This is a genomic window from Streptomyces sp. NPDC093546, assembly GCF_044765045.1.
Lineage (GTDB): Bacteria > Actinomycetota > Actinomycetes > Streptomycetales > Streptomycetaceae > Streptomyces.
In genome coordinates, this window is sequence record NZ_JBIWJG010000008.1 from 239,801 (window position 1) to 261,546 (window position 21,746).

General features: G+C 74.8%; 16 protein-coding genes. 7 read left to right on the top strand and 9 right to left on the bottom strand.

Annotation, left to right across the window (positions count from 1 at the left end):
• The first annotated feature begins 3 nt into the window (after positions 1-3).
• On the top strand, positions 4-1,164 hold the full coding sequence (locus tag ACIRNI_RS20085) for a YihY/virulence factor BrkB family protein (RefSeq protein WP_403552740.1): 1,161 nt from the start codon (positions 4-6) through the stop codon (positions 1,162-1,164).
• Here the strand turns inward: ACIRNI_RS20085 and ACIRNI_RS20090 are convergent.
• The 4 genes from ACIRNI_RS20090 to ACIRNI_RS20105 are packed head-to-tail and all read right to left on the bottom strand — an operon-like array spanning position 1,161 to position 7,935.
• Positions 1,161-4,808 carry an SAV_2336 N-terminal domain-related protein gene (locus ACIRNI_RS20090; protein WP_403552742.1) on the bottom strand — a complete coding sequence of 1,216 codons (3,648 nt, stop codon included), beginning with the start codon at positions 4,806-4,808 and terminating at the stop codon, positions 1,161-1,163. The two genes, ACIRNI_RS20085 and ACIRNI_RS20090, sit on opposite strands and share 4 nt — an antisense overlap.
• On the bottom strand, positions 4,798-5,805 hold the full coding sequence (locus ACIRNI_RS20095; RefSeq protein ID WP_403552744.1) for an AAA family ATPase: 1,008 nt from the start codon (positions 5,803-5,805) through the stop codon (positions 4,798-4,800). The genes ACIRNI_RS20090 and ACIRNI_RS20095 overlap by 11 nt, the downstream gene beginning before the upstream one ends.
• Positions 5,806-5,824: 19 nt before the next feature.
• A complete protein-coding gene (locus ACIRNI_RS20100; RefSeq protein WP_403552745.1) occupies positions 5,825-7,591 on the bottom strand; it encodes a trypsin-like peptidase domain-containing protein in 1,767 nt (588 codons plus the stop codon).
• Positions 7,588-7,935, bottom strand: a complete 348-nt coding sequence (locus ACIRNI_RS20105) for a CU044_2847 family protein (RefSeq protein ID WP_403552747.1) — start codon at positions 7,933-7,935, stop codon at positions 7,588-7,590. The genes ACIRNI_RS20100 and ACIRNI_RS20105 overlap by 4 nt, the downstream gene beginning before the upstream one ends.
• A 101-nt stretch (positions 7,936-8,036) precedes the next feature.
• On the opposite strand from ACIRNI_RS20105, the gene ACIRNI_RS20110 reads away from it, so the two are divergent.
• Complete coding sequence (locus tag ACIRNI_RS20110; protein WP_403552865.1) at positions 8,037-8,798, top strand: helix-turn-helix domain-containing protein; 762 nt, start codon at positions 8,037-8,039, stop codon at positions 8,796-8,798.
• Here the strand turns inward: ACIRNI_RS20110 and ACIRNI_RS20115 are convergent.
• A complete protein-coding gene (locus ACIRNI_RS20115) occupies positions 8,714-9,136 on the bottom strand; it encodes a VOC family protein (protein ID WP_403552749.1) in 423 nt (140 codons plus the stop codon). The two genes, ACIRNI_RS20110 and ACIRNI_RS20115, sit on opposite strands and share 85 nt — an antisense overlap.
• A 112-nt stretch (positions 9,137-9,248) precedes the next feature.
• Here ACIRNI_RS20115 and ACIRNI_RS20120 point away from each other — a divergent pair, with 112 nt between their 5' ends.
• The 5 genes from ACIRNI_RS20120 (at position 9,249) to ACIRNI_RS20140 (ending at position 13,620) form a co-directional block, all read left to right on the top strand.
• On the top strand, positions 9,249-9,941 hold the full coding sequence (locus tag ACIRNI_RS20120) for a response regulator transcription factor (protein ID WP_403552751.1): 693 nt from the start codon (positions 9,249-9,251) through the stop codon (positions 9,939-9,941).
• Positions 9,934-11,049, top strand: a complete 1,116-nt coding sequence (locus ACIRNI_RS20125) for a sensor histidine kinase (protein ID WP_403552753.1) — start codon at positions 9,934-9,936, stop codon at positions 11,047-11,049. Before ACIRNI_RS20120 ends, ACIRNI_RS20125 begins: the two co-directional genes overlap by 8 nt.
• A gap of 158 nt (positions 11,050-11,207) precedes the next feature.
• The gene (locus ACIRNI_RS20130; RefSeq protein ID WP_403552755.1) at positions 11,208-11,786 is read left to right on the top strand and encodes a DM13 domain-containing protein; all 579 of its coding nucleotides are present in this window, start codon (positions 11,208-11,210) and stop codon (positions 11,784-11,786) included.
• A gap of 99 nt (positions 11,787-11,885) precedes the next feature.
• Positions 11,886-12,356: a cation:proton antiporter regulatory subunit gene (locus ACIRNI_RS20135; RefSeq protein ID WP_403552757.1), complete on the top strand. Its 471-nt coding sequence runs from the start codon at positions 11,886-11,888 to the stop codon at positions 12,354-12,356.
• 1 nt (position 12,357) lies between these two features.
• Positions 12,358-13,620 (top strand): cation:proton antiporter, encoded by a 1,263-nt coding sequence (locus tag ACIRNI_RS20140; RefSeq protein WP_403552759.1) that lies wholly within the window; start codon positions 12,358-12,360, stop codon positions 13,618-13,620.
• Here ACIRNI_RS20140 and ACIRNI_RS20145 read toward each other — a convergent pair.
• The 4 genes from ACIRNI_RS20145 to ACIRNI_RS20160 all read right to left on the bottom strand — a co-directional run bounded on the left by ACIRNI_RS20145 (position 13,595) and on the right by ACIRNI_RS20160 (position 21,621).
• A complete protein-coding gene (locus ACIRNI_RS20145; RefSeq protein ID WP_403552761.1) occupies positions 13,595-18,028 on the bottom strand; it encodes an SAV_2336 N-terminal domain-related protein in 4,434 nt (1,477 codons plus the stop codon). The genes ACIRNI_RS20140 and ACIRNI_RS20145 overlap by 26 nt on opposite strands.
• Before the next feature lie 6 nt (positions 18,029-18,034).
• Positions 18,035-19,090, bottom strand: coding sequence for an AAA family ATPase (locus ACIRNI_RS20150; protein WP_403552763.1), 1,056 nt, complete (start codon positions 19,088-19,090; stop codon positions 18,035-18,037).
• 79 nt (positions 19,091-19,169) lie between these two features.
• On the bottom strand, positions 19,170-21,152 hold the full coding sequence (locus tag ACIRNI_RS20155; RefSeq protein ID WP_403552765.1) for a trypsin-like peptidase domain-containing protein: 1,983 nt from the start codon (positions 21,150-21,152) through the stop codon (positions 19,170-19,172).
• Between the two features lie 28 nt (positions 21,153-21,180).
• A complete protein-coding gene (locus tag ACIRNI_RS20160; protein ID WP_403552767.1) occupies positions 21,181-21,621 on the bottom strand; it encodes a CU044_2847 family protein in 441 nt (146 codons plus the stop codon).
• Between the last annotated feature and the right edge of the window lie 125 nt (positions 21,622-21,746).

Genomic DNA, 21,746 nt, shown 5'->3' on the forward strand with positions numbered 1-21,746 from the left:
GAGGTGCAGGCAGCAAAAGAAACACCCCAGTGGCACCCCAGGTCACCGGGCCGACTTCACCGGGCGCGGGCCCTCTACCGCAACGTCTCCAAGCGGAAAATGGCGTGGCTCCTCCTGAAGGACACCGTCAATTCGTGCATCGAGTACCGGATCCTCGGTCTCGCCGCCGAAGCGGCGTTCTTCACCCTGCTGTCGCTGCCGCCCCTGATGCTGGGCCTGCTCGGACTGCTCGGCTACATCGACGAGTGGACCGACACCACCACGGTCGCCTCCATCGAGAAGAACATCCTCGCGGCCGTGGGCACGGTCCTGTCCGAGCGGGGCGTCAACGACATCGCCAAACCGCTCCTGGAGGACGTCACCAAGGGCGGCCGCCCGGACGTGATCTCGATCGGTTTCGCCATCGCCCTGTGGTCGGGCTCGCGCGCCGTGAACGTCTTCATCGACACCATCACGGTGATGTACGGCCTCGACGGCCACCGGGGCATCGTCGCCACCCGGCTGCTCGCCTTCCTCCTCTACATCGTGGCCCTGCTGATCGGCGCGGTCGTCCTGCCGCTGGCCGTCGTGGGCCCCGACCGGGTGGTGGAACTGATCCCGTGGGGCACGGAAGTCGTCTCGATCCTCTACTGGCCCGTCGTCATCCTCCTGTCCATCGCCTTCCTCACCACGCTGTACCACGTGTCCGTCCCGGTCCGCTCGCCCTGGATCGAGGACGTCCCGGGCGCCCTGGTGGCCCTCGGGATGTGGGTGCTCGGCAGCTTCCTGCTGCGCATCTACCTGACCAGCACGGTCGAGGGGCCCACGATCTACGGCTCGCTCTCCGCGCCGATCGCGGTCCTGCTGTGGATCGGCATCTCCGCCTTCGCGGTCCTGGTCGGCGCCGCGGTGAACGCCGCGATCGACCGCGTCTGGCCGTCCGTCGCCACCGCCGCCGCCCGCGCCGAGAACGAACGCGCCCGCGCGGCCGAGGCCGCCGCCCTGGTGGCCCGTGCGAAGGCGGCGGTCGAGGAACTGGACGACGAGGACCCCGACATGCCCTCGGAGTTCCCGGAGCGCTGGTCGCGCTTCCTGCCGCCGGACGACGTGGTGGCGCGGCTGCACACGTCGAAGGAGAAGGAGCGGGAGCGGGACCGCGACAAGCCCCAACGCGACAAGCCCTAAGGGGTGTCTCGGGGCTCGGGGCCCGGCCCGGCCCCGGGCCCCGGCGGTGCCGGGGGTTCGCGCGTTTCGTCGGTGCGGCCGCCCAGACCCAGTCGGCGGGCCAACCCCCGCAGCAGGCCACCGCGGTTCTCGTCGACGGCCGGCAGGGCGTCGCCGTCGCCGTCCGGCACGTGGCGCGGCAGGTGGTCCGTGTGGCCGGCCTGGCGTACCGGCACGACGTGCCGCCACCCGCCGGCCGTCGCGGTGATCCGGGCGAAGTTTCGCTGCAGCGCCCGGGGCAGCCCTGCCCGTACCCGGTGCGAGATCAGTACGGTGACCTCCAGGGCCGCGGTCCGGTCCGGCACCTCGGGCTGGATCCCCCCGGCACTGGCCAGCATCTCGGCCGCCGGGAGCCGTGCCTCGTCGTGTACGACCACGGTGAAGCGCTGCGGCGGGAAGGACGGCATGGGCGGGGCGACGCCCGCGAGAGTGGCGGGGAACGAGCCGACGGCCCACTCCACCACGGCCTGCGGTGAGACGTTCGGCGGGATGGGCGAACTGATCCGGTACACCGGCTCTCCGGACCGGACCGACTGCCACGGCCGGTGACCGCCGAGCACTCCCGCCACGGCCTCCGCGGCCCGCCTCAGCAGCTCGCTTTGGGGGTTTGTCCGGGTGCGCGGGTCGGCCGCGCCCGTGTCGATCAGCAACCATCCCGTCGCGATGGTCCCCGGCCGCTCCAGCGCCGCCAGTCGCCCCGTCAGCTCCGCGTGCCACTCCCGCAGCCGCTGCCGCTCCCGCTCGGCCCAGGCACCCGGCACGCCCTCCAGCGGGTCGCCGTACCAGAGCGCGAGGGCCGATCTGTAGTACTCCACGCCCTCGGCCACGTCCCCCCGTGCGTGGGCCCGTTCGGCCAGCGTCACCAGTTCCTCCGCCCGCGCGAGGTCCAGGCCGGATGCGGGCACGGGCAGCCGGTACGCGCCGTCCTCCGCTTCGATCCTGTGCCCCAGGGCCCTCAGGTGCAGGGCGTACTGGGACGGCCGAATGTGCGGCGACTCGCGCAGGACCTCCCGCATCTCCTCCTCCGTGACGGGCGCACCGCGAGCGAGCAGCAGGCCGCAGAGGAAGGCGTTCTCCTGGAACGAGTGCTGGGAGGCGTCCACGCCCCTGATCTGCGCCCGTGGCTTGCCGAGCAGCTGGTAGTAGACGGAGTCGCGCCGCCTGCCGGACTCCTGCCGCACCATGGTCAGCGCCATGGCGCCGCGCGGCCGGTTGTCCGGCACCGGTGACAGCAGTTCCCGGACGGCGGAGTCCAGTTCGGGCGGCACATCCGGCAGCACCTCGATCAGGGGCGGGTGATTCCGCCCCGGAGTGGTGCCGGTGAGCATCTCGTACAGCAGTGAGCCCAGTCCGTACAGGTCGTCCTCCGGCCTCGCCGCGTCGGCGTCGCGCCGCGCGTAGGGCCAGTGCATTCCGAAGTCGGTGAGCCGGGGCAGACCGTCGCTGATGCCCAGCACCTTGGCCGGGGTGAGGCTCCCGTGGGCGATCCCCCGCCAGTGGTGCAGTGCCCACAGCCCGTTCAGCACGCCGCGCGCGAGGGGCACGGCCTCGGCGGCGGTCAGCCGCCCGCGGTCGTCGAGACGGTGACGCAGCGAGTCCCCCGGTACCAGCTCCGACACCAGGCAGCACCCCTCGTCCAGCGCGAACGCGTCGAAGATCCGTACCAGGTTGGGGTGGGACAGCTGCGCCAGTTCGTGCGCCTGGGACAGGAACCTCGCCGTGACGGTCTGGCGGTCCAGTTCACCGGTGCCCCAGCCCGTGGCCGAGGCACTGCCGAGCGGCGGGTACGGGAAGAACTTGATCGCGACCGGACGCCCGAAGTAGCGGTCGTGCCCCCGCCACACGCTGCCCGTCGAGCCCCGCCCGATGTACTGGCCCAGCTCGTACCGGTCGCTGTTCAGCCGGGGAGGACGGACCGCGGTCGCCGGTGCCGTGTCGGCCGGTACCTCGGTCGCCGATGGTGCTTCGGCCGCCGCCCCGGGCCCCCGCAGCAGCCGTACGCTCTCGTCGCTCACCAGGGCGAAGGGATCCCCCGACGCCGAGTCGCCCGAGGTGCCGCGCCCCCGCGCCAGGGCGCGGAACTCGCCGGGTGCGGCGCCGGCGCGGGACTCGATCTCGGCGCTCACCCGGGCGAGCAGACCCGCGGTGCTCAGGAGCGCCGTGCGCGGCAGAGTGCCGAGCAGCACCTCGCGGACCCCGGGGCGGAAGTCGTACGCTCCGGCGGCCGGGCCCGGCTCCGCCCGCAGCATGCCGCTGAGCACCACCTCCGCGAGGTGCTGCGGCTGCGGCCGGTCGTCGATCGCCGCCTGGACCAGCCGCATCACCGGCAGATGCGCGGTGCCCACCGCGAGGTGCGCCGCCAGGCGGAACGCCTGCGGCGAGGCGATGGACCGGAAGCGGAGCACGAGCTCCTCCGGGTCCGCGGTCCCGGGGTCGAACGCGTCCTCGGCGCTGCCCGGGCCGGCGGCAGAGCCGTCCTTCGCGTACGACGCGGGCCGCTCCCGGGGGAACGCCGCCGCGCCCGGCACCTCGGTCCCGCCGGGCGAGGCCACGAGCGACGCCCAGTGGCCGAGCCAGGTGCCCGAGGGCTCCAGCACCGGCACCGGGGGGCCGGCGCCGCCCGGACCGCCGTCGTACGCCGCGAAGGACAGCGCGCTGTTCGGCACGCCGGGGCCGGGCGAGCGGAAGGTGCCCGCGACGGGTGGGCAGGCCGTGTGCCGCCACAGCCGCTCCGGCAGCGGCTGGAGGACCGCCACCGGCAGCTCGCGCGCCCAGCCGCGCAGGGAGCGCAGCCAGCGGCGTGCGGCCGGGCCCTCCCGCCACTGCGGGCCCATGCAGTCGCTGACGACCAGGACGGCGGTGCGGCCCCGCTCCCAGGGCCGCGGCGGGAGGCGACCGTCGGTACCGAGGCGCAGCACGTCCAGCCTGCGGAAGGCGCCGGTCTGGGAGAGCGCGGTGTGCAGGTCGCGCAGCAGCGGTCGCCACATGGTCATCGTCGGCCCGGCGTCGAAGACCAGCCGCAGATGCAGCCAGCGCTCCCGCTCCGGCCTCAGCACGGGCAACCACAGTCCCGGCCGGGCACCCAGCGTCGCGATGTGATGGGCCGTCTCCACCTCGTCGAGTTCCCGGCGCGAGGCACTGGGCACCGTGCGCCGCAGCGGACGCAGCGAACGCTGGACCGTCAGCGGATGGGCCAGCATGGGCGGGGCGGGCGCCAGCAGGGGCGCGTGCCCGGTGCCGGGCGGGCCTCCCTCGGCGGGGCCGGGGGACCGGGTGGGGGTGTGCAGGGGGACGAGACCGGCGGCGCGGGCCGCGCGACCGGGCGCGCCGCCCGGCGGTGACGGCGACGCGTCAGCAGAGGCGGGGGGCGGAGTCCGGGGCGGTGCCGGAGGCGTGGCGGGCGCCGGCAGGTCACCGGGCGCCACGAGCTGCACCGATCGGTCCCCGGTTTGGAGCCCGTGTCCCCGGCCGTACGGCGACGCGGCGGGCTCGGGCTGCGGCAGATGCCGGGCCAGCCACAGCACTTCCGCCAGCTCCCGGCCCGTGGGCGCGGTGGCGCCGGCCTCCGCCAGGACGGCGGCCAGCGCCTCCGGCTCAGAGGTCATCGCCGTCCCACGCGCCCGCGGCCCGGCTCAGATAGGGCATCAAGGCCTCCGCCAGCTCGTCGCGCGAACCCGCGTCGAGACCGGACGCGCGGGTCAGGTAAATGGCGTTGAGGAGCTGGTCCGTGGCCAGCTCCCCGGCTGTACCGCGACGCAGGAAGGCGGCGACCAGCTCCCGGTCGTGGTCGTCCAGTTCGCCGAGGTGGGCACGAACGATCTCCTCCAGATGCCCCGGCAGCGGCCGGCGGAGCTCCAGCGTCACACATCGGCGCAGGAACGCGGGCGGGAACTCGCGTTCCCCGTTGCTGGTCAGCACCACGAAGGGAAAGGCCCGGCAGCGCACCCGGCCGTGCCGTACCGGCACCCGCTCGTCCGAGTCGGCGACCATCACGGCCGCTTCGGGGTGCGTGCGGGCGGCGCGGACCAGCTCCGGAATCTCGTACTGCCCCTCCTCCAGCACGTTCAGCAGGTCGTTGGGGAGGTCGAGGTCGCTCTTGTCGATCTCGTCGATGAGGAGTACCCGGGGCCGTTCGTACGGCAACAGCGCGGTGCCCAGCGGTCCCAGCCGCAGGTGGTCCTCGACGGCGCTGTCCTCGGGCTGGTGGCCCGCGGCGTACAGCCGCGAGAGGGGGTCGTACCGGTACAGCCCGTCGGCCAGCGCCGACCGGCTGGTGACGTTCCAACGCAACACGGGCCCCAGGCGCAACTCGCGCGCCACAGCGTACGGGAGGCTCGACTTGCCGCTCCCGGGCGGGCCCGTCACCAGCAGCGGCCGGCGCAGGAAGAGCGCGGCGTTCACAAGTGCGACGCTCTGCTCCGTCGGCCTGTACGCCCGGGCGCGGTGGGCCCGGTCGGGGGAGTCGGCGGCGGCCGCGCGGGGGGCCGGGAGGGGCGGACCGCCGTCGAAGTCCCGCCACGGCGGCGGTGCGGGCAGATGGTCGATCCCGTCATGAGGTTCGTTCGATCCGTTGTAGACGGGCCACGGGGCCTGGGGCGTCATCGAAGCTCTCCGGAAGGGGTCAGCCGACGGGGGACCGGCGCAGCGGACGGATCTCGGGGAACCAGCGGGGGTCCTCCCACAGCAGGGACAGCTCAGCCGCCCAGTGCGGCTGCGGACCCTCGTGCAGAAAGGCCTCCTTGCGCAACTGGAGGATCCTCTCGGGCAGGTCCGCCGGAGGGAGGGCGGAGAGGTACGCGGCCAGCCGGTCCAGGAAGCCGTTGCCGTCGCAGGCGCCGTGGCACGCCCCGCCGGGCGGGCAGTCCGTACGCCGCGGCCACAGCACGATCGGCGCCGGGGCGTCCAGCGCGGCACCGTGCAGCTCCCGGTCGCGGGCGGCCCTGGGCGGCCGCGCGAAGCCGACCGGCGCGTACACGTCCTGCAACAGGACGGACAATCGCGCCGGCCGGTGCGGCCCGTCGCATCCGATCCGGTGCAGCGAGGAGCCGTCCTGCCGGTCCAGGTCCTCCCACATCCTCCTGAGCCGGAACTGCAGCCGCTCCCGCGCCCGCCGCTGATGGTCCATGACCACGACGGGCGAGTGGCAGCCGAGCGGCGCCTCCTTGTCCTTGCGCCGTGTCCACCGGTCGACCGGCTGGTTGAGCCAGTCGCGCGGCAGGGAGAAGGCGATCAGCTCCCGGCCGTCGGTGTCGATCTCACCGAAGGCCTCGTCTATCCGGTCCAGTACCCAGGAGCGGACCTGGCTCTTCGGCAGGTGCTTCTCACCGACGAGCAGCCGGCCGCCCCCGCGGTACGCGGACACCTCCGCCAGGACGACGTTGCGGTCCGCGCCGCTGCGCTCGATCTCGACGAGGATCGGCGACCAGCGGCGGCGTTCCCGCTGTCCGACCGTACGTGCGGCGGAGGCGGGGGCCGGGGCGTCGTGGCGCGCGCGGTGTGCCCGCGCCCATGCGCGCAGCTCCCCGCCGAGCCCCTCGTCCGGTACCAGGTCGGCGAGGCGTACCGCCAGCTCGGCCAGCGGCAGGGCGCCGCGGCGCGGCGGTGCCTCCGACAGCAGGTACCAGACGGCGTGCCAGAGCTCGTTCAGCCGCCCGGCAGGCGGCGGAGCGATGCCGAGCGGGCTGACGGCCGAACGCATCAGCCGGTCGACGGGCACGTCCGGTGCGGCGATCCGCTCGACCAGTTCGCGCAACCGCCGCTTCTCCGCGGCCGGGTAGCCGGGGGTGGGTACGAGGTCGGCGAGGGCGGGCCAGTGCCGGACGAGCACCCGGGCGGGGAGCATGCGCCCGTTGCGGCCGACCGGATCGTGGGCGGTGACCATGCCGACCACGGTGCCGCTGCCCTCCAGCATCGCCGCGGCGCCGCTGAACCCGTGGGCGGGCTCCTGGCCGTAGCCGCTCCAGGACTCCAGCTGGGCCCACTCGTCCTGGATGAGCTGGTGGGAGGTGACGCGCAGCTCGCTCTGGACGCCGTCCTGGTCGTACCCGTCGGGGAAGCCGTACGCGACGATCCGCTGCGCACGGCCGTGCGCAGGGTACGGCTCGTCGAGCCCGGCGAAGGCGGCGGGCGCGATGTCCACCGGCCGGTCGAGGCGGAGCACCGCCACGTCGCCCCGGTCCAGCGGTCCGCTCGCCCAGGAGCCCCGCACCGCCACCGTCGCCGTCAGCCGTTCGAGGCCCGGCGCACCCGGGAAGGAGACCTCGGCGCGGTCCGCCGCGCCCACGACATGGGCGCAGGTCAGTACGGAGTCGGCGGTGACGAGGAAGCCGGAGCCCGCCACCACGCCGTCCAGCTCCACGCGCGCGTGCCAGGCGGGGGAGAGGGTCACCGGTCGGCCGTGCCGGCCTGGGCCGTCGCCCCCGGGTTCCAGGAGAGCTTGACCGTCAGATGGCCCTCGAGCGCGCTCTTGGCGATCACGGCACCGGCCTCCGCCGTGAGTCTGACGCCGAACTCCAGCTCCACCCCGTCCGGCCTGAGGGAGCCGTCCCGGAACACGGTGAGCGCGGACTCGGCCGCCGAGCGGATGCCCTGAAGCGCTTCGTCGAAGGTCCGGCCCGCCACGACCAGGGAGTTGCCGCCGCGCGAGACCAACTTCGCGCCGGGCTGGTGGCGGTCGACCTCCACCACGACCTGCGCGCCGCTGTCCGTGGTGAATTCCATCAGTGCGCTCACAACAACCCCCGCGGTGATACGACGTGGACCAGCTGTTCATTCTGTCCGACCGTCAGGGGCGGTGTCAGGCGTCCAGCGGTTCAGGCGTTCGGACGCCTAGCCTGGGAGTCGTGTACGAGGAACGACCCGCACGCCTCGACGGCGCCGTCGTGTGGAGCCGGACCGGCTCCCCCGGCCGTGTCGGCGCGGTGCTGCCCGACGGGTGCATGGACCTGCTGTGGACCGACGGGCGGCTGCTCGTCGCCGGTCCCGACACCCGGGCGTACGTCCCCGAGAACCCCGGTGCCGCGTACGCCGGGGTCCGGTTCGCGCCCGGGGACGCGCCGCTGATCCTGGGCGTGCCCGCGCACGAGCTGCGCGACCGGCGCGTCGACCTGGACGCCCTGTGGCCCGGCGCGCGGGTGCGGCGGCTCGCCGAGCGGGTGTCGGCCGCCCCCGACCCGGTTGCCGCGCTGGAGGCACTGGCGCTGCGCCTCGCCGCCGACGCGCCCCGGCCCGATCCGCTGCTGCGGGCCGTGGTCGCCGGCCTGGCCGCCGGACGGCCGGTCGCCGCCACCGCCGCGGCCGTGGGGCTCGGCGCCCGCCATCTGCACCGGCGCTCCCTGGACGCCTTCGGCTACGGCCCCAAGACGCTCGCGCGGGTGCTGCGGCTCCAGCGCGCGCTCGCGCTGGTACGGGCCGGCGTGCCGTACGCGCGGGCGGCGGTCGAGGCGGGCTGCGCCGACCAGGCGCACCTCGCGCGGGAGGTGCGCGCCCTGGCCGGCACCACGCTCAGCGCCTACGCGGCGTCCGTACCGGTGTCCGTACCGGCGTCGGCGAAGAGGGACACCCCGCAGCCGTCGGGGTCCAGCACCACCGCGTAACGCTGGCCCCACGCGGCGTCCCAGGGCTTCAGGTGCCCGCGGTGGCCGGCGGCGACCAGCGACGCGTACAGCGCGTCGACCGCCGCCGGGTCCGCGCAGCGGAACGCGAGGCCGACGCGGTCGCCGCCGCGCGGGCGCGTCCAGTCGGGGTCGAAGGAGCGGATGACGTCCTCGGTGTCCCACAGCACCCGCAGGCCGCCGGGCAGCGTGACCTCGACGTGCGGGGCCGCCTCGGCGCCTGCGGGGATGTCGAGGCCGAGGCGGCGGTAGAAGGCGAGCGAGGCGGCCATGTCGGAGACGACGAGACCGAGGGCGTCCAGTCGTGGAGTAGTGGTCATGACGGCACGCTAGGCAGCCGCCGCGCGGCCGGTCTTGTACGAATCGGACGTCATCGAATGGTCATCACCGGCGGCCGCGGCGTTGTCAGTGCCGTGCGCCAGACTGGCGGACATGCGCACCATCCTCGTCGTGGACGACGACCCCACCGTCTCGGAGGTCGTCACCGGCTATCTCGAGCGGGCCGGTTTCTCCGTCGCGCGCGCGGCCGACGGACCGGAGGCGCTGCGGCTCGCCGCCGCGCGGTGGCCCGACCTGGTCGTGCTGGATCTGATGCTGCCCGGCATGGACGGCCTGGAGGTGTGCCGCACGCTGCGCGAGCGCGGACCCGTGCCGGTCATCATGCTCACGGCGCGCGGCGACGAGGAGGATCGCGTCCTCGGCCTGGAGATAGGCGCCGACGACTACGTGACCAAGCCGTTCAGCCCGCGCGAGCTGGTGCTGCGCGTCGAGTCCGTGCTGCGCCGGACCGCCGCGCCCCCGCCCCCCGCGCCGGCCGGGATCGCGGGCATCGTCCTCGACCCGGCCGCCCGTCGGGCCACCAAGGACGGCCGCGAGCTGGCGCTGACACTGCGCGAGTTCGACCTGCTCGGCCATCTCATGCGGCACCCGGGGCAGGCCCACAGCCGGGAGGCGCTGATGCGCGAGGTGTGGGGCTGGGAGTTCGGCGACCTGTCGACCGTCACCGTCCATGTGCGGCGGCTGCGCGGCAAGATCGAGGACGATCCGGCCAACCCCCGGCTGATCCGCACGGTGTGGGGCGTCGGCTACCGCTTCGACTCCGGGCCGGGAGGCGGCGATGCGTGACCTGCTCCTCATCGCGGCGTACGCCTTCGCCGGCGCGGCCGCCGCGGGGATCGTCGGGGCCCTGGTGCTGCGCGTGCTGCGCCACCGGTCGGTCGTCGTCTCGCTCACGATCGTCGCCGCCGTCACCGTGACCGCGATGCTGGCGGGCACCCTCACCGTCTGCAAGGCGATGTTCCTCGAGCCGCACGACTTCTCCGTCATCACCACGGTCGTGGCGATGGCCGCCGTCGTCGCCCTCGCCACCGCGCTGCTGCTGGGCCGCTGGGTGGTCGCCCGCAGCCGCGAACTGGCGCGGGCGGCCCGCTCCTTCGGCGACGGCGGCAGCTTCGCCGCACCCGGCGGCGCCGCCACCGCCGAGCTCGCCGAGCTCAGCCGCGAGCTGGCCGCGACCAGCGCCAAGCTGTCCGCCTCCCGGGCACGGGAGCACGCCCTGGAGAAGTCGCGGCGCGAGCTCGTCGCCTGGATATCGCACGACCTGCGCACCCCCCTCGCCGGGCTGCGCGCCATGTCCGAGGCGCTGGAGGACGGCGTCGCGCCGGACCCGCAGCGCTACTTCCGGCAGATGCGCACCGAGGTCGACCGGCTCAACGCCATGGTCGGCGACCTCTTCGACCTCTCCCGCATCCACGCGGGCGCGCTCTCCCTGGCCCCCGCCCGGATATCCGTGTACGACCTGGTGGGGGAGGCCCTCGCGGGCGCCGATCCGCTCGCCCGCGAGCTCGGCGTGCGGCTCGTCGGCGACCGCGTCGACACGGTGCCGGTGGAGGTGGACGGCCACGAGATGACCCGGGTGCTGGCCAACCTGCTGGTCAACGCCATCCGCCGCACCCCCGCCGACGGCACCGTCGCGGTCGCCGCCGAGCGCCGCGCCGACCAGGTGGTGCTCTCCGTGACCGACGGCTGCGGCGGCATACCGGAGGACGATCTTCCCCGGGTGTTCGACACCGGCTGGCGGGGCACCGCGGCCCGGACGCCGCCGGCGGGAGCGGGCCTGGGCCTGGCCATCGTGCGCGGCATCGTCGAGGCGCACGCCGGCCGCGCGGACGTGCGCAACGTCCAGGGCGGCTGCCGCTTCGAGGTCGTCCTTCCGGCCGCCCCGGAGGTCTGAGCCCGGAGGTCTGAGCCTCGGAGGTCTGGGCCCCGAGGTCTGAGCCCCGGGGACGTAAGTCCTGGTGGCGTAAGACTTTCGTCATCGGGTCGGACGCCCGCGCCGCCGGGTACCCCGCGTTGAATGGGACCGGGAACAGCGGATACCTGGAGGCAGTGATGAGCCGCGTACGACGTCTGATGACCAGCCCGGTGGTGATCGGTGCCCTGGCGCTCGCGCTGGTGGCACTCGGCTTCGGGCTGTACTGGTTCCAGCCGTGGAAGCTGTGGACCGACGCGACCGTCGACGAGTCGGTGCCGTCGGCCGTGGCGCCGGCGCCCACCATCACGCCCTCCGTAACGCCCTCCGTAACGCCCACCGCCACACCGACCGCCCCGGCCGCGCCCCGCACGGTCGCGAGCGGCACCTTGATCAGCCACGAGCACAGCACCTCCGGCACCGTGCGTCTGCTGAAGCTCGCCGACGGCTCCCACGTCCTGCGGCTGGAGAACCTCGACACGAGCAACGGCCCCGACCTGAAGGTCTGGCTCACCGACGCCCCCGTCCGCGAGGGCAAGGCCGGCTGGCACGTCTTCGACGACGGCGCGTACGTCAGCCTCGGCGACCTCAAGGGCAACAAGGGTGACCAGAACTACCCGCTGCCCGCCGGAGTCGACCCGGCCGCGTACACCAGCGTCAGCATCTGGTGCGACCGCTTCGACGTTTCGTTCGGTGCCGCGGCACTGAAGAAAGTGTAATGATAGGGTAAAGAAGATCCTTTTCTGGCCACTTCTTTTCGGCCATCTGTTTCTCGCCGCCATTGACCGCGCACGTGCGCCACCTCGGGAGGGGCGACCATGGGAACCCGCCGGACCCCGCTGCCGGGCGTCGGAACGCAGTACGACTTCACCACCGAAGCGGGCCAGCACATCTCCGTCGTCGTCCACAACGACGGCCGCCGCTTCCTCGGCTTCTACCGCGCCGACGACCCCGACACCTGTGAGGCGTCGGTGCCGCTCACCCCCGACGAGGCCACCGCGCTGGCCCATCTGATCGACCAGGCACCGATCGACGCCATCCGCACCGACGGCCTCGACCTCGTCACCGAGCACATCCCCGTCAACAGCCGCTCGCCCTACGTGGGGCGGCTGCTCGGTGACACCCGGGCCCGCACGCGCACCGGCGCCTCCATCGTCGCCGTCCTGCGCCGCACCAGCGTCCACCCCTCACCCGGCCCCGACTTCCGGCTGGCCGTGGGGGACACCCTGGTCGCCGTCGGCACCCGTGAGGGCGTGGACGCCCTCTCCGCGATCGTCGCCGGAGGATGACATGCACGACACCACCGCGCTCCTCATAGAACTGGGAGCGGTCATCCTCGGCCTCGGACTCGTCGGACGGTTCGCCGGGCGCATCGGCCTCTCCCCGATACCCCTCTACCTCCTCGCCGGACTCGCCTTCGGCCACGGCGGCCTCCTCCCGCTCAAGGCCAGCGAGGACTTCGTCGCCGTCGGCGCCGAAATCGGCGTCATCCTCCTCCTGCTCCTCCTCGGCCTGGAGTACAGCGCCACCGAGCTCGTCACCAGCCTCAAGACACAGTCCCGGTCGGGCGCCGTCGACTTCGTCCTCAACGCCACCCCGGGCGCCGCCGCCGCCCTCCTCCTCGGCTGGGGACCCGTCGCCGCCGTCGCCCTCGCCGGCGTCACCTGGATCTCCTCCTCCGGCGTCATCGCCAAGGTCCTCACCGACCTCGGCCGCCTCGGCAACCGCGAAACCCCCGTCGTCCTGGGCGTCCTCGTCATCGAGGACCTGTCGATGGCCGTCTACCTCCCCCTCCTGACCGCCCTGCTCGCGGGAGTCGGCCTCGCCGGCGGCAGCATCACCGTCCTCATCGCCCTCGGCACGGTCGGCCTGGTCCTGTACGCCGCCCTCCGCCACGGCCGCCTCATCAGCCGCGCCGTCTCCTCCGACAACCCGGAGATGCTGCTCCTGGTCGTCCTCGGCCTCACCGTGCTCGTCGCCGGTGTCGCCCAGGAGCTCCAGGTCTCCGCGGCGGTCGGCGCGTTCCTCGTCGGCATCGCGCTGTCCGGCGAGGTCGCCGAGGGCGCCCGCAAGCTCCTCACCCCGCTGCGCGACCTGTTCGCCGCGGTCTTCTTCGTCTTCTTCGGCCTGTCCACCGACCCGGCCGACATCCCGCCGGTGCTGGTGCCCGCGCTGCTGCTCGCCGTCGTCACCGCCATCACCAAGATCATCACCGGCTGGTACGCGGCCCGCCGCGCCGGCATCGGCAGCCGGGGCCGCCTCCGCGCGGGCGGCGCGCTGGTCGCCCGCGGCGAGTTCTCCATCGTCATCGCGGGCCTCGCGGTCGCCACCGAACCCCGCGTCGGGCCCCTCGCCACGGCCTACGTCCTCATCCTGGTGATCCTCGGCCCCCTCGCCGCCCGCTGGACGGAGCCGGCCCTGCGGCGCGTACGCCTCTTCCGCCGCCCGGGGCCGCGCGCGGATCCGCCGCCGGGCCACGAGCGGATCGCGGACGGCGCGGGGAACGGCGCGAGGGACGGCGTGACCGTCAGCGGCCCGGCCGAAGGTCGATGAACACCGCGCCGTGGTCCATGGCCACGGCGACGTACTGGCCGGCGGCGGTCAGGGAACGGGCGGGACGCGGCAGGACGATGGTCTCCACCCGGTCGGTCACCGTGAGGTCCCGAACCACCAGGGTCCCGGGCGCCTCCGCGGTCACGGCGTGGGGCCGGCCGTCGAGGACGGTGGTGGCGAGGGCGGTGACGGCGCCGTCGGTGCGGAACAGCTCGGTCTGCACGTCCGTCGCGGCGTTCCAGGCGTACACGACCTCGTCGCCCCCGCTGTACAGCACATGAGGGTGCCCGTCGAGGGTCGCCCCGGTCATGGCCGCCACGGGCCACGACGTGATCCGCGTGGCGTCGCCGAACAAGGGCCAGGCGTCAAGGGACTCGGCCGTGCCCATCACGGCGACGGATCGTTCGCCGACGGCGGTGTACACCAGTGAGGTGACAGGCTGCCGGCTCTGTGGCCTGAACCAGTCCCGGTCGTTCCCGGCGAGGTGGATTCCCTCCAGGCCGTGGTCCGTCGCGAGCACGGCGTACGGGCCGCCCTGGAGCATGGCGCAGGCCACCGCGCGCACGGGTGACCGGCGGCCGGACCGAGAGGGCCTGCGGGGGAGGGCCGACAGGCCGGTCGTCAGGTCCCAGACGCGTACCGTCCCGTCCTCCCCGCCCGTGACCGCGTGCGGTCGGCCCTCGATGGTGATGCAGTCCAGAGCGCGCACCGGCCCCTCGTGCCCGGCCAGTACATGGTCCCTCGTGCCCCCCGGCAGCTGCCGTACGACGACCGAACCGTCGTCGCAGCTCAGGAACAGCGTCGGCACCGGCGTGATCGTGGTCGAGAAGACGCCCACCACCGACAGGCCCGCCACCCCCGCCGAGACCGGATACCACGGCAGGTGCCGCGCGAAGGAGTCGGCCAGCCGCCGGAACCCGCGCCGCGTCGCCGCCTCGACGGCGAGGACACCGCCCCGCTCCCGGGGGCCCAGCCCGACATGGGCGGGCGCCGACGCCTCGTACACCTCCGCCACCCGCCGGCCGTGGTGCGTCGTGACGGAACCGAGCGCGCGCAGCAGCCGGTTCGGCTCGGCGTGGAGCACGAACTCCCGGTCGTCGAGCAGCGGGTCGAGGGCCCCGGCCGCCGCCGCGTGCGTGGAGAGGTACGCCAGGACGTACGGCGGCGCCGACGGCCAGTTCCGCCGCCCGTCCTCCGCCCTGCGCGGCACCAGGTCCAGCAGCGCCTCCGTGATCAGCGCCTGTACGGACCCGGGGTCGTCCCCGGCGCGCAGGTAGAGGGCCACGGCGCGGCAGAGCCGGTACGTGCCCGGCATGAACAGGTCCGCGGCGGTCTCCACCACCCAGCCGGTGTCCCGCCGCTCGCGACCGACTCCCGGCAGGGCGTCGGCCAGGGCCGTCCACACGTCCGACGGCAGTGGCGCACCCGTGTGCCCGGTGTACGCGAGCGGCAGCAGCCACCGCTCCACCTCCGCCCGGTCGTCCCCGAAGCGGCCGAGCCGGGTGTCGGCTGCGGCCTCCGCCTCGGAGAGCCAGGAGGCCGCGGGGGAGTCGGAGGTGAGGCGGGCATCCGTCACCGCGCCGGCCAGCGAGCGCGCGAGGGCGATGGAGCCGCCCGCCCACTCGACGACGGTCGCCGCCAGCGCACGGGCGTCCCGGACGCCCGCCAGCAGCGCGTGCACGAAGTCCTCGGGCGCGGCCCGGTACGCCTGCTCCTCGAGGTCGATCACCTCCACGTCCGGGCCGAGCAGACGCAGCCTCTCCGGGCGGGTGGCCACGACGACTTTGACACGGGGGAGCGCGGCCGACTGTCGCAGCCCCTCCAAAGCGGTGCTCTCCGTCGTGCGGCTCGTGTCCAGGTCGTCGACGAGCAGCGTGACCGGCTCCGGGGTCGCCCCCGACTGCATCTGCGGAAGGTCGAGGGCGAACGGCAACCTGCGATCGCCCCCTTGCAGCCAGGACGAGGAGGACGGAACCAGCCTGGCCAGCCGTCGCAGCAGCGTCCTCCCGCCCGTACCGGGGGCGCCGATCACCGCGCGCAGACGCCCGTCATGGCGGTCACCGCGCGCCCATGACGCCAGCGCGGCGAGCGCGGGCGTGTGCAGCGGGTTGGGGAAGAGCGGGGCCTCGGTACCGTCCGTGACGGACCACCGGCTCCAGCTCCACCCCGGCGCGACGCCGGCCTCCCGAACGAGGCGTTCGTAGAGGCGCCTGATGCTCTCCAGGGTGTCCGCGGTGTCCAGGAACGGCCGCGCCTCATCGGCCGTCGTCTCCCCGAGCACCCGGGCCATGGCTTCCGCGAGGGCGGTCCCCCCGCCCGGCCCCGGGCGCGTGGCAGCCGCCAGCACGGTCACCGTGGTCCCACCGGCCGCCCCGGCGAACTCCTCCAGGGGCATGCCCTCCGGCATCCCGTCCCCGGCCACGTCAACGTCCAACACGAACATCGCGTGTCCCAGCCCTCGGGCGGTCAGTGCGGCGTGGAGCGCGTCCAGTGCGACCGCCGTACCGGCGCCGTGCCCGAGCAACACATACCGATCGGCCGCCCAGTCCGTGTGGCTCCCGTACACCATCACGGCGTCCGACGACCGGAGCCGTACCTTTGCCGCCCACGCGTCGATCTCACGCAGCACCTCGTCGCCGTCGGTGCGGAAGGTCAGCTGGGGCAGGACGTGGACGTAGCCCGAGTCGACGAGGACGTCCGCCAGGTCGCCGACGCTGCGCACGCTCACGGTGCGGTCCCGCTCCCCGGGCGGCACCTCGGGCCGCTCCGCCCCCAGCGTGATCAGGAACCGCCGCCCCTCCGCCGCCCCCGCCTCCTCCCGCAGCCCCTGCCTGCGCCGTACCAGGCCGCGCACCTCCGCCCAGTGCCGCGCCCCCGCGGGAAGGGCGAGCGGGCCGCCCGGGGCGGGGGCCGCCGCGGTGAAGCGCGGGCCCGCGCCGCGCGTCCGCCCGTCGGCGTACGCGGAGACCGCCGCGATCACTTCGTCGGCCTCGTCGCGCCGGATGGTGCCCAGCAGCCGTTCCCGCACGCCCGGCGCGAACTCGTACGCGGCGTCGAGCCCCTCCCCGCCGTCCGGCCCCGGCAGCCGGCGCAGCAGGCCGCTGAAGACGATCTCCGCGAGGTCGGACAACGGGCTGTCCGGCACCATCGTGGACTGCACCATCCGCATCACCGGCAGGTTCAGCGGCGCCGCCGCGAGATAGGCCGCCAAGCGGAAGACGCGCGGCTGCGCGGTGGCGCGGAAGTCCTCGAAGGCCACCGGGGGCGCCGGCTGCGGCCCGCGCGGCAGCGGTGGATCGGGCGCCGCCGTCAGCAGCACCGCCGCGCCGTCGAAGGCGCCCGCCCCCGCGACCGCCGCGGCCCACGGCCCCAGCCACTCGGGCGTGGCGCCCAGCACCGGCACGGCGATGTCGCCCGGCCCGGGAGAGGGGACACCGAGCGCGTACGGGGCGTACGCCAGGCCGTGCGCCCCCCGGTCCGTGGAGCGGAAGCGGACCGGCACCGGCGGCAGCGCCGTGCGGTCCCAGAGGTGTTCGGGCAGCGGCTGGACGACTGCTGTCGGTCCCGCCGCCGCCCACTGGCGCAGTACCGTGCGCAGCGCCGCCGACCGCCACTGCGGCGCGACGCCGTCCGTCAGCACCAGCGTGATCGTGCGGCCCGTCGGGTCGAGCGTCGTCGCCGGGGCCCGCAACGCGGATGCGGCGTCGGTCCCGGCGGCCGACGCGGCCGGTGCCAGTCCGGGCCGCCCGTCGGCGCGCGGCCGCAGGCAGTACGTCCGCACATCACGGAACGCGCCCGTCCGCCGCAGCAGCTCGGTCAGCTCCCGCCCGAGCGGAGCCCAGAAGGCGGCGCCGTCCCCGTACGCGTCCAGGATCAGCGTGACGTCGAACCAGCGGTCCGCCGCCGGGGCCAGCACCGGCAGCCAGTGCCGCCGCTCGGCGGCCAGGTCCGCCGTGGCGTCCTCGTCGAGCACGGTACGGACCGCCGACACGACGCGCCGCTTCAACGGTCGTAGCACGCGCGCCAGTTCGCGGGCGTGCGGCAGCGTGGCCGGGGCCGCCAGGCGTACCGGAGCGGCAGCCGTCGGAGCGGGCGCCACGGCGGGAGTCGCTGGTGACGCCTCCGGCCGCGGCAGGTACAACCGCGTACCCGGATCCGCCGACGCGGAGGCCTCCGAGGCCGACCGGGACGAAACCGGCCCGGACCGGCCGGGCGGGGACGGGTCCGGCGGGGACGGGTCCGCCGTCTCGGCCGCGCCGGAGGCCCCGCCCGGCGCGGGCCCCTCACCGGGCGGCGGCGCGGGCAGGTTCCGCGCCAGCCAGATCAGTTCGGCGACGTCACGCGGGCGCGGCGGCCCGCCGCCTTGATCCAGCGCGGCGAGCAGGGCGCCGAGCCGCTCGATCGTCACGACCGGTCACGCCCCGGCCGACGGCGTCCGCGGGGGCGCGGGCACCGTCACGTCGAGGTGCTGGAACACCAGCTCCGTGAGCCGCTCGAGGTCCGGCGCGCCGTCACCGCTCGTACGGCTCACCAGGTACACGGCGTTGAGGAGCTGATCGGTGGCCAGCTCACCCGTCGCCGCGTGCGCCAGGAACCGCCTGATCACCTCGTCCGCGTCGTCCGCCGCCGTCGCCAGATGGGCGCGCACGATCGCGCGCAGCCGCTCCTCGTCGTCGACCCCCGGCAGGTGGAGGCGTACGCAGCGGCGCAGGAACGCGGGCGGGAACTCCCGCTCGCCGTTGCTGGTCAGGATGACGAACGGGAAGGTCCGGCACCGCACCGTGCCGCCGGTCACGGTCACCGGCTCACCGTCGTCGGCCGGGCGCACCCGTACCGTCGGCTGCCGGTCGGCGACGCGCGACAGCTCCGGGATCTCGAACATGCCCTCCTCGAACACGTCCAGGAGGTCGTTGGGCAGGTCGATGTCGCTCTTGTCGATCTCGTCGATGAGCAGGACCCGCGGGAGGGCGTACGGCGCCAGCGCCGTGCCCAGCGGCCCCAGCCGGACGAACCGACCGAGGTCCGTGACCGGCGCCGGATCGCCCGTCTCGCGGGCCACCCCCGCCTCTTCGAGCCGCCCGAGGGAGTCGTACCGGTACAGCCCGTCCCGCAGGGCCGACTTGCTGTTGACCGGCCAGCGCAGCACCCGGCCCAGCCGCAGCTCGCGCGCGACCGCGTGCGCGAGCGTCGACTTGCCGGTGCCCGGGTCCCCCGTCACCAGCAGCGGCCTGCGCAGGTACAGCGCGGTGTTGACCGCCTCGACGGTGGGCTCGTCCGCGCGGTAGGCGTCCGCGTGCGGCAGCCGCCGCCCGCCGTCCGCGTCCGCGTCGCGGTCGAACGGCGTCGGCTCGACGCCGCGGCCGAAGTCCCGCCACGGCGGGGGAGCGGGCAGCCTGTCGATGCCGTCGTGCGGCTCGCTGACGCCCTGGTAGATCCGCCACTCGCCCGCCGTGCGCGCCGTATGCCTCATGTCGTATGCCTCATGTGGGTTGCTTCATGGGGGTCGCCTCTGTGGGGTGCCTCATGTGGGGTGCCTCATGTGGGGTGCCTCATGTGGGTCCTGCCAGTCCTTCCTCGGCCCCCGCCTCCGCGGGGGACAGGGGCAGTCGGGGGATCTGCCGCCGCGGGTCGTCCCAGAGCAGCACGATCCGCTCCCCGATGTGGTCCTCGCCCGCACCCGCCGCGGCGACCGCTTCGTTGCGCAGCGCGCACACCTTCTCCGGCAGTTCGTCCCGGTCCGTCGCGGCCAGCGCCGCCCGAGCCTCGGCGAAGAACCGGTCACCCGGGCAGGCCTGCCGTCCCGGCGCCCCGCACCTACCGCCGTCCCCGCGCGCGCAGGCCGCCGCGCCCCGCCGCCACGTCATCATCGGCACTCCCGAGGCGACGGCCACCCGGTACGCGTCCGACACCGGCGCCGACGAGCGCGGCGAACCGGCCAGCGCCAGCGCGGCCAGCGTGGGGTCCCCGTCGAACGACGCCCCCAGCGCCGCCTGGTGCTGCCCGTCGCGGCCGCACACGCACACCAGCGCCTCGCCGATCGCCCGGCCGTCCAGGTGCTCCCAGCGCCGTTCCCACGCGGCGTGCAGCTCGGGAGCCTCGTGCCGTTCCAACGGGCGCACCACCACGTGCTGTTTGCGGCCCAGCGCGAACCACGGGTAGTCCGGCCACAGCAGCCAGTCGGGGAACTCCTCGTCCAGCGCCTCCCTCGGCAGGATCAACTCGATCAGGCCCGGGCTGGTGACCCCGCCCATGATGTCGATCTGTTCCGGCAGCAGCTCCGCGAGGAGCCCCAGCGCCTCCTTCAGTGGCAGCGCCTCCGACTCCGCCGCCACCGGCACGATGTCCGCACGGGAGCGGTAGCGCCACACCATCACGTGGTACAGCTCCCGGTCCCGCAGGGAGTGCCGCACCCGCCCGATGATCGACGGCCGCTCCCCGGCCGCCCGTCCGCCGGCCAGCCGCCGCTGCGCCGCGTCGCCGAGCCCCAGCCGGCCGGCGACGATCAGCACCCGGTCGCGCAGTTGCTGTACGGCGTCCCGGGGTCCGCCGCCCCGCGCCGCGCGATCGGCGGCGAAGGCCAGCTCGTACGGCAACTCCCCGTCCTCCGGCGGCATCTGGGCGGCCAGGTCCGTGAAGACGTCCCGGTGGTCCAGCAGCGGGTAGTCCTCCTGCGGCGCAGCGCCCGGCGCCGCCGCCGCGAGGAACGCGGCGCGGTGGGTCCCGGCCGCCGGGGCGACCGGTAAGGCGGCGAGCAGCGCGAGCAGGTGACGGTGCTCGTCGCCGCCGAGCCCGGCCGCCGCCGCTGTCGCCGCCGGCGAGATACCGCCCTCCGCGGGCCCGTACGCCTGGACACGGTCGGCGGCCCGCGACCAGCGGGCGTCCTCGCCGTGGAACCGGTCGTGCGCCCGTATCAGAGCCCGGTAGACGTCCGGGTCCAGCAACCGCAGCGCGCTCACCGGCGTGGCCAGCCCGCCCATGTCGCTGCCCTTGAGGCGGGTGGCCTTGACGACGCCGCACACGCCGCCGGACGCGTGGCTGAGCACCGGCCCGCCGGACAGGCCCTCGTTCACCTCGGCCCCGGCCAGCTCCATCATCCGGCCGCCGTGCAGGAAGATGCTCCCGCCCCGGCGCAGCTCGGCCGTCCGCGCGGCGGGCACGCCCGGTTCGTAGGTGTCCGAGAACCCCGCCGCCGTCAGCGGCGTGCCCGCCGCGGGCAGCAGCCCCTGCAGCCAGACGCACGGGTGGCCGGGCGGCGCGTCGCGCAGCTCCAGCACGGCCAGGTCGGGGTACGGCCACAGGCCCCGCCCGGGCCGGGGCGGCGGCGCGGACGCCGTCCGCACGACCCCTTCGTAACGGGCGCCCTGCCACTCGACGGGCACCCGCGCGCCGGGCCGCGCGCCGGCGACGTGCGCGCACGAGACCACGAAACCGGGCGCCACGAAGAAGCCCGCCCCTCTGGTCACGCCGTCGACGCGGACGCGGCAGCTCTCCAGGAGCTCCTGGAGCAGCGCGAGGGGTGGGGGCCGGTGCATCGGGGTCGTCGAGATGTCGGTCGGCTCCTCAGTCCTGGGAGGCCGCGGGCGGCGAAGCAGGTGCCGTGGCCGGGGTCGATGCCGGCGTCGCTGTCGGCGGCCGGCTCGGCTGCGGCGGTACGGGCGGCTGCGCCGGTACCGCAGGCGGCGCCGGAACCATCGCCCCGGGGCCGTTCCACTTCAGCGTGATCTTGAACGCCGCCTTGCCGCTGCCGCCGACCACGGCCGCCACCACGCCGTCCTGGCCGGCCGCCAGCTCCAGCCCGAACTCGACGGTGACCTCGTCCGGCATGGCCCCCGCCACGGCCGCGCGCGTGTTCACCGCGACCGCGCGCAGCGACTGCTGGAACCCCTCCAGCCGTTCGACCAGCCGCTCGCCGATCCCGGAGTCGCTCGGTCCGCCCTCCTCGGCGACCGTCGCCCAGATGACCTGGCCGTCCGGCATCTCCAACCGCACCGGCTGTGACATGAGCCCCCCTCGGTTCCTCAACGACCGCCCGCCGCCCACCCGTCGCGTCACATGCTAGGAAAAAACATTGGCGCGAGTGGGCGGAAGTCGCCTACGGTAAAGCCGTTCGCACGACCACGACGAGA

Coding starts and splice junctions, on each gene's coding strand:
- ACIRNI_RS20090 (WP_403552742.1), bottom strand. CDS start 4,808: ATGACCTCTGAGCCGGAGGCGCTGGCCGCCGTCCTGGCGGAGGCCGGC.
- ACIRNI_RS20120 (WP_403552751.1), top strand. CDS start 9,249: ATGCGCACCATCCTCGTCGTGGACGACGACCCCACCGTCTCGGAGGTC.
- ACIRNI_RS20160 (WP_403552767.1), bottom strand. CDS start 21,621: ATGTCACAGCCGGTGCGGTTGGAGATGCCGGACGGCCAGGTCATCTGG.
- ACIRNI_RS20140 (WP_403552759.1), top strand. CDS start 12,358: ATGCACGACACCACCGCGCTCCTCATAGAACTGGGAGCGGTCATCCTC.
- ACIRNI_RS20115 (WP_403552749.1), bottom strand. CDS start 9,136: ATGACCACTACTCCACGACTGGACGCCCTCGGTCTCGTCGTCTCCGAC.
- ACIRNI_RS20095 (WP_403552744.1), bottom strand. CDS start 5,805: ATGACGCCCCAGGCCCCGTGGCCCGTCTACAACGGATCGAACGAACCT.
- ACIRNI_RS20150 (WP_403552763.1), bottom strand. CDS start 19,090: ATGAGGCATACGGCGCGCACGGCGGGCGAGTGGCGGATCTACCAGGGC.
- ACIRNI_RS20130 (WP_403552755.1), top strand. CDS start 11,208: ATGAGCCGCGTACGACGTCTGATGACCAGCCCGGTGGTGATCGGTGCC.
- ACIRNI_RS20155 (WP_403552765.1), bottom strand. CDS start 21,152: ATGCACCGGCCCCCACCCCTCGCGCTGCTCCAGGAGCTCCTGGAGAGC.
- ACIRNI_RS20135 (WP_403552757.1), top strand. CDS start 11,886: ATGGGAACCCGCCGGACCCCGCTGCCGGGCGTCGGAACGCAGTACGAC.
- ACIRNI_RS20125 (WP_403552753.1), top strand. CDS start 9,934: ATGCGTGACCTGCTCCTCATCGCGGCGTACGCCTTCGCCGGCGCGGCC.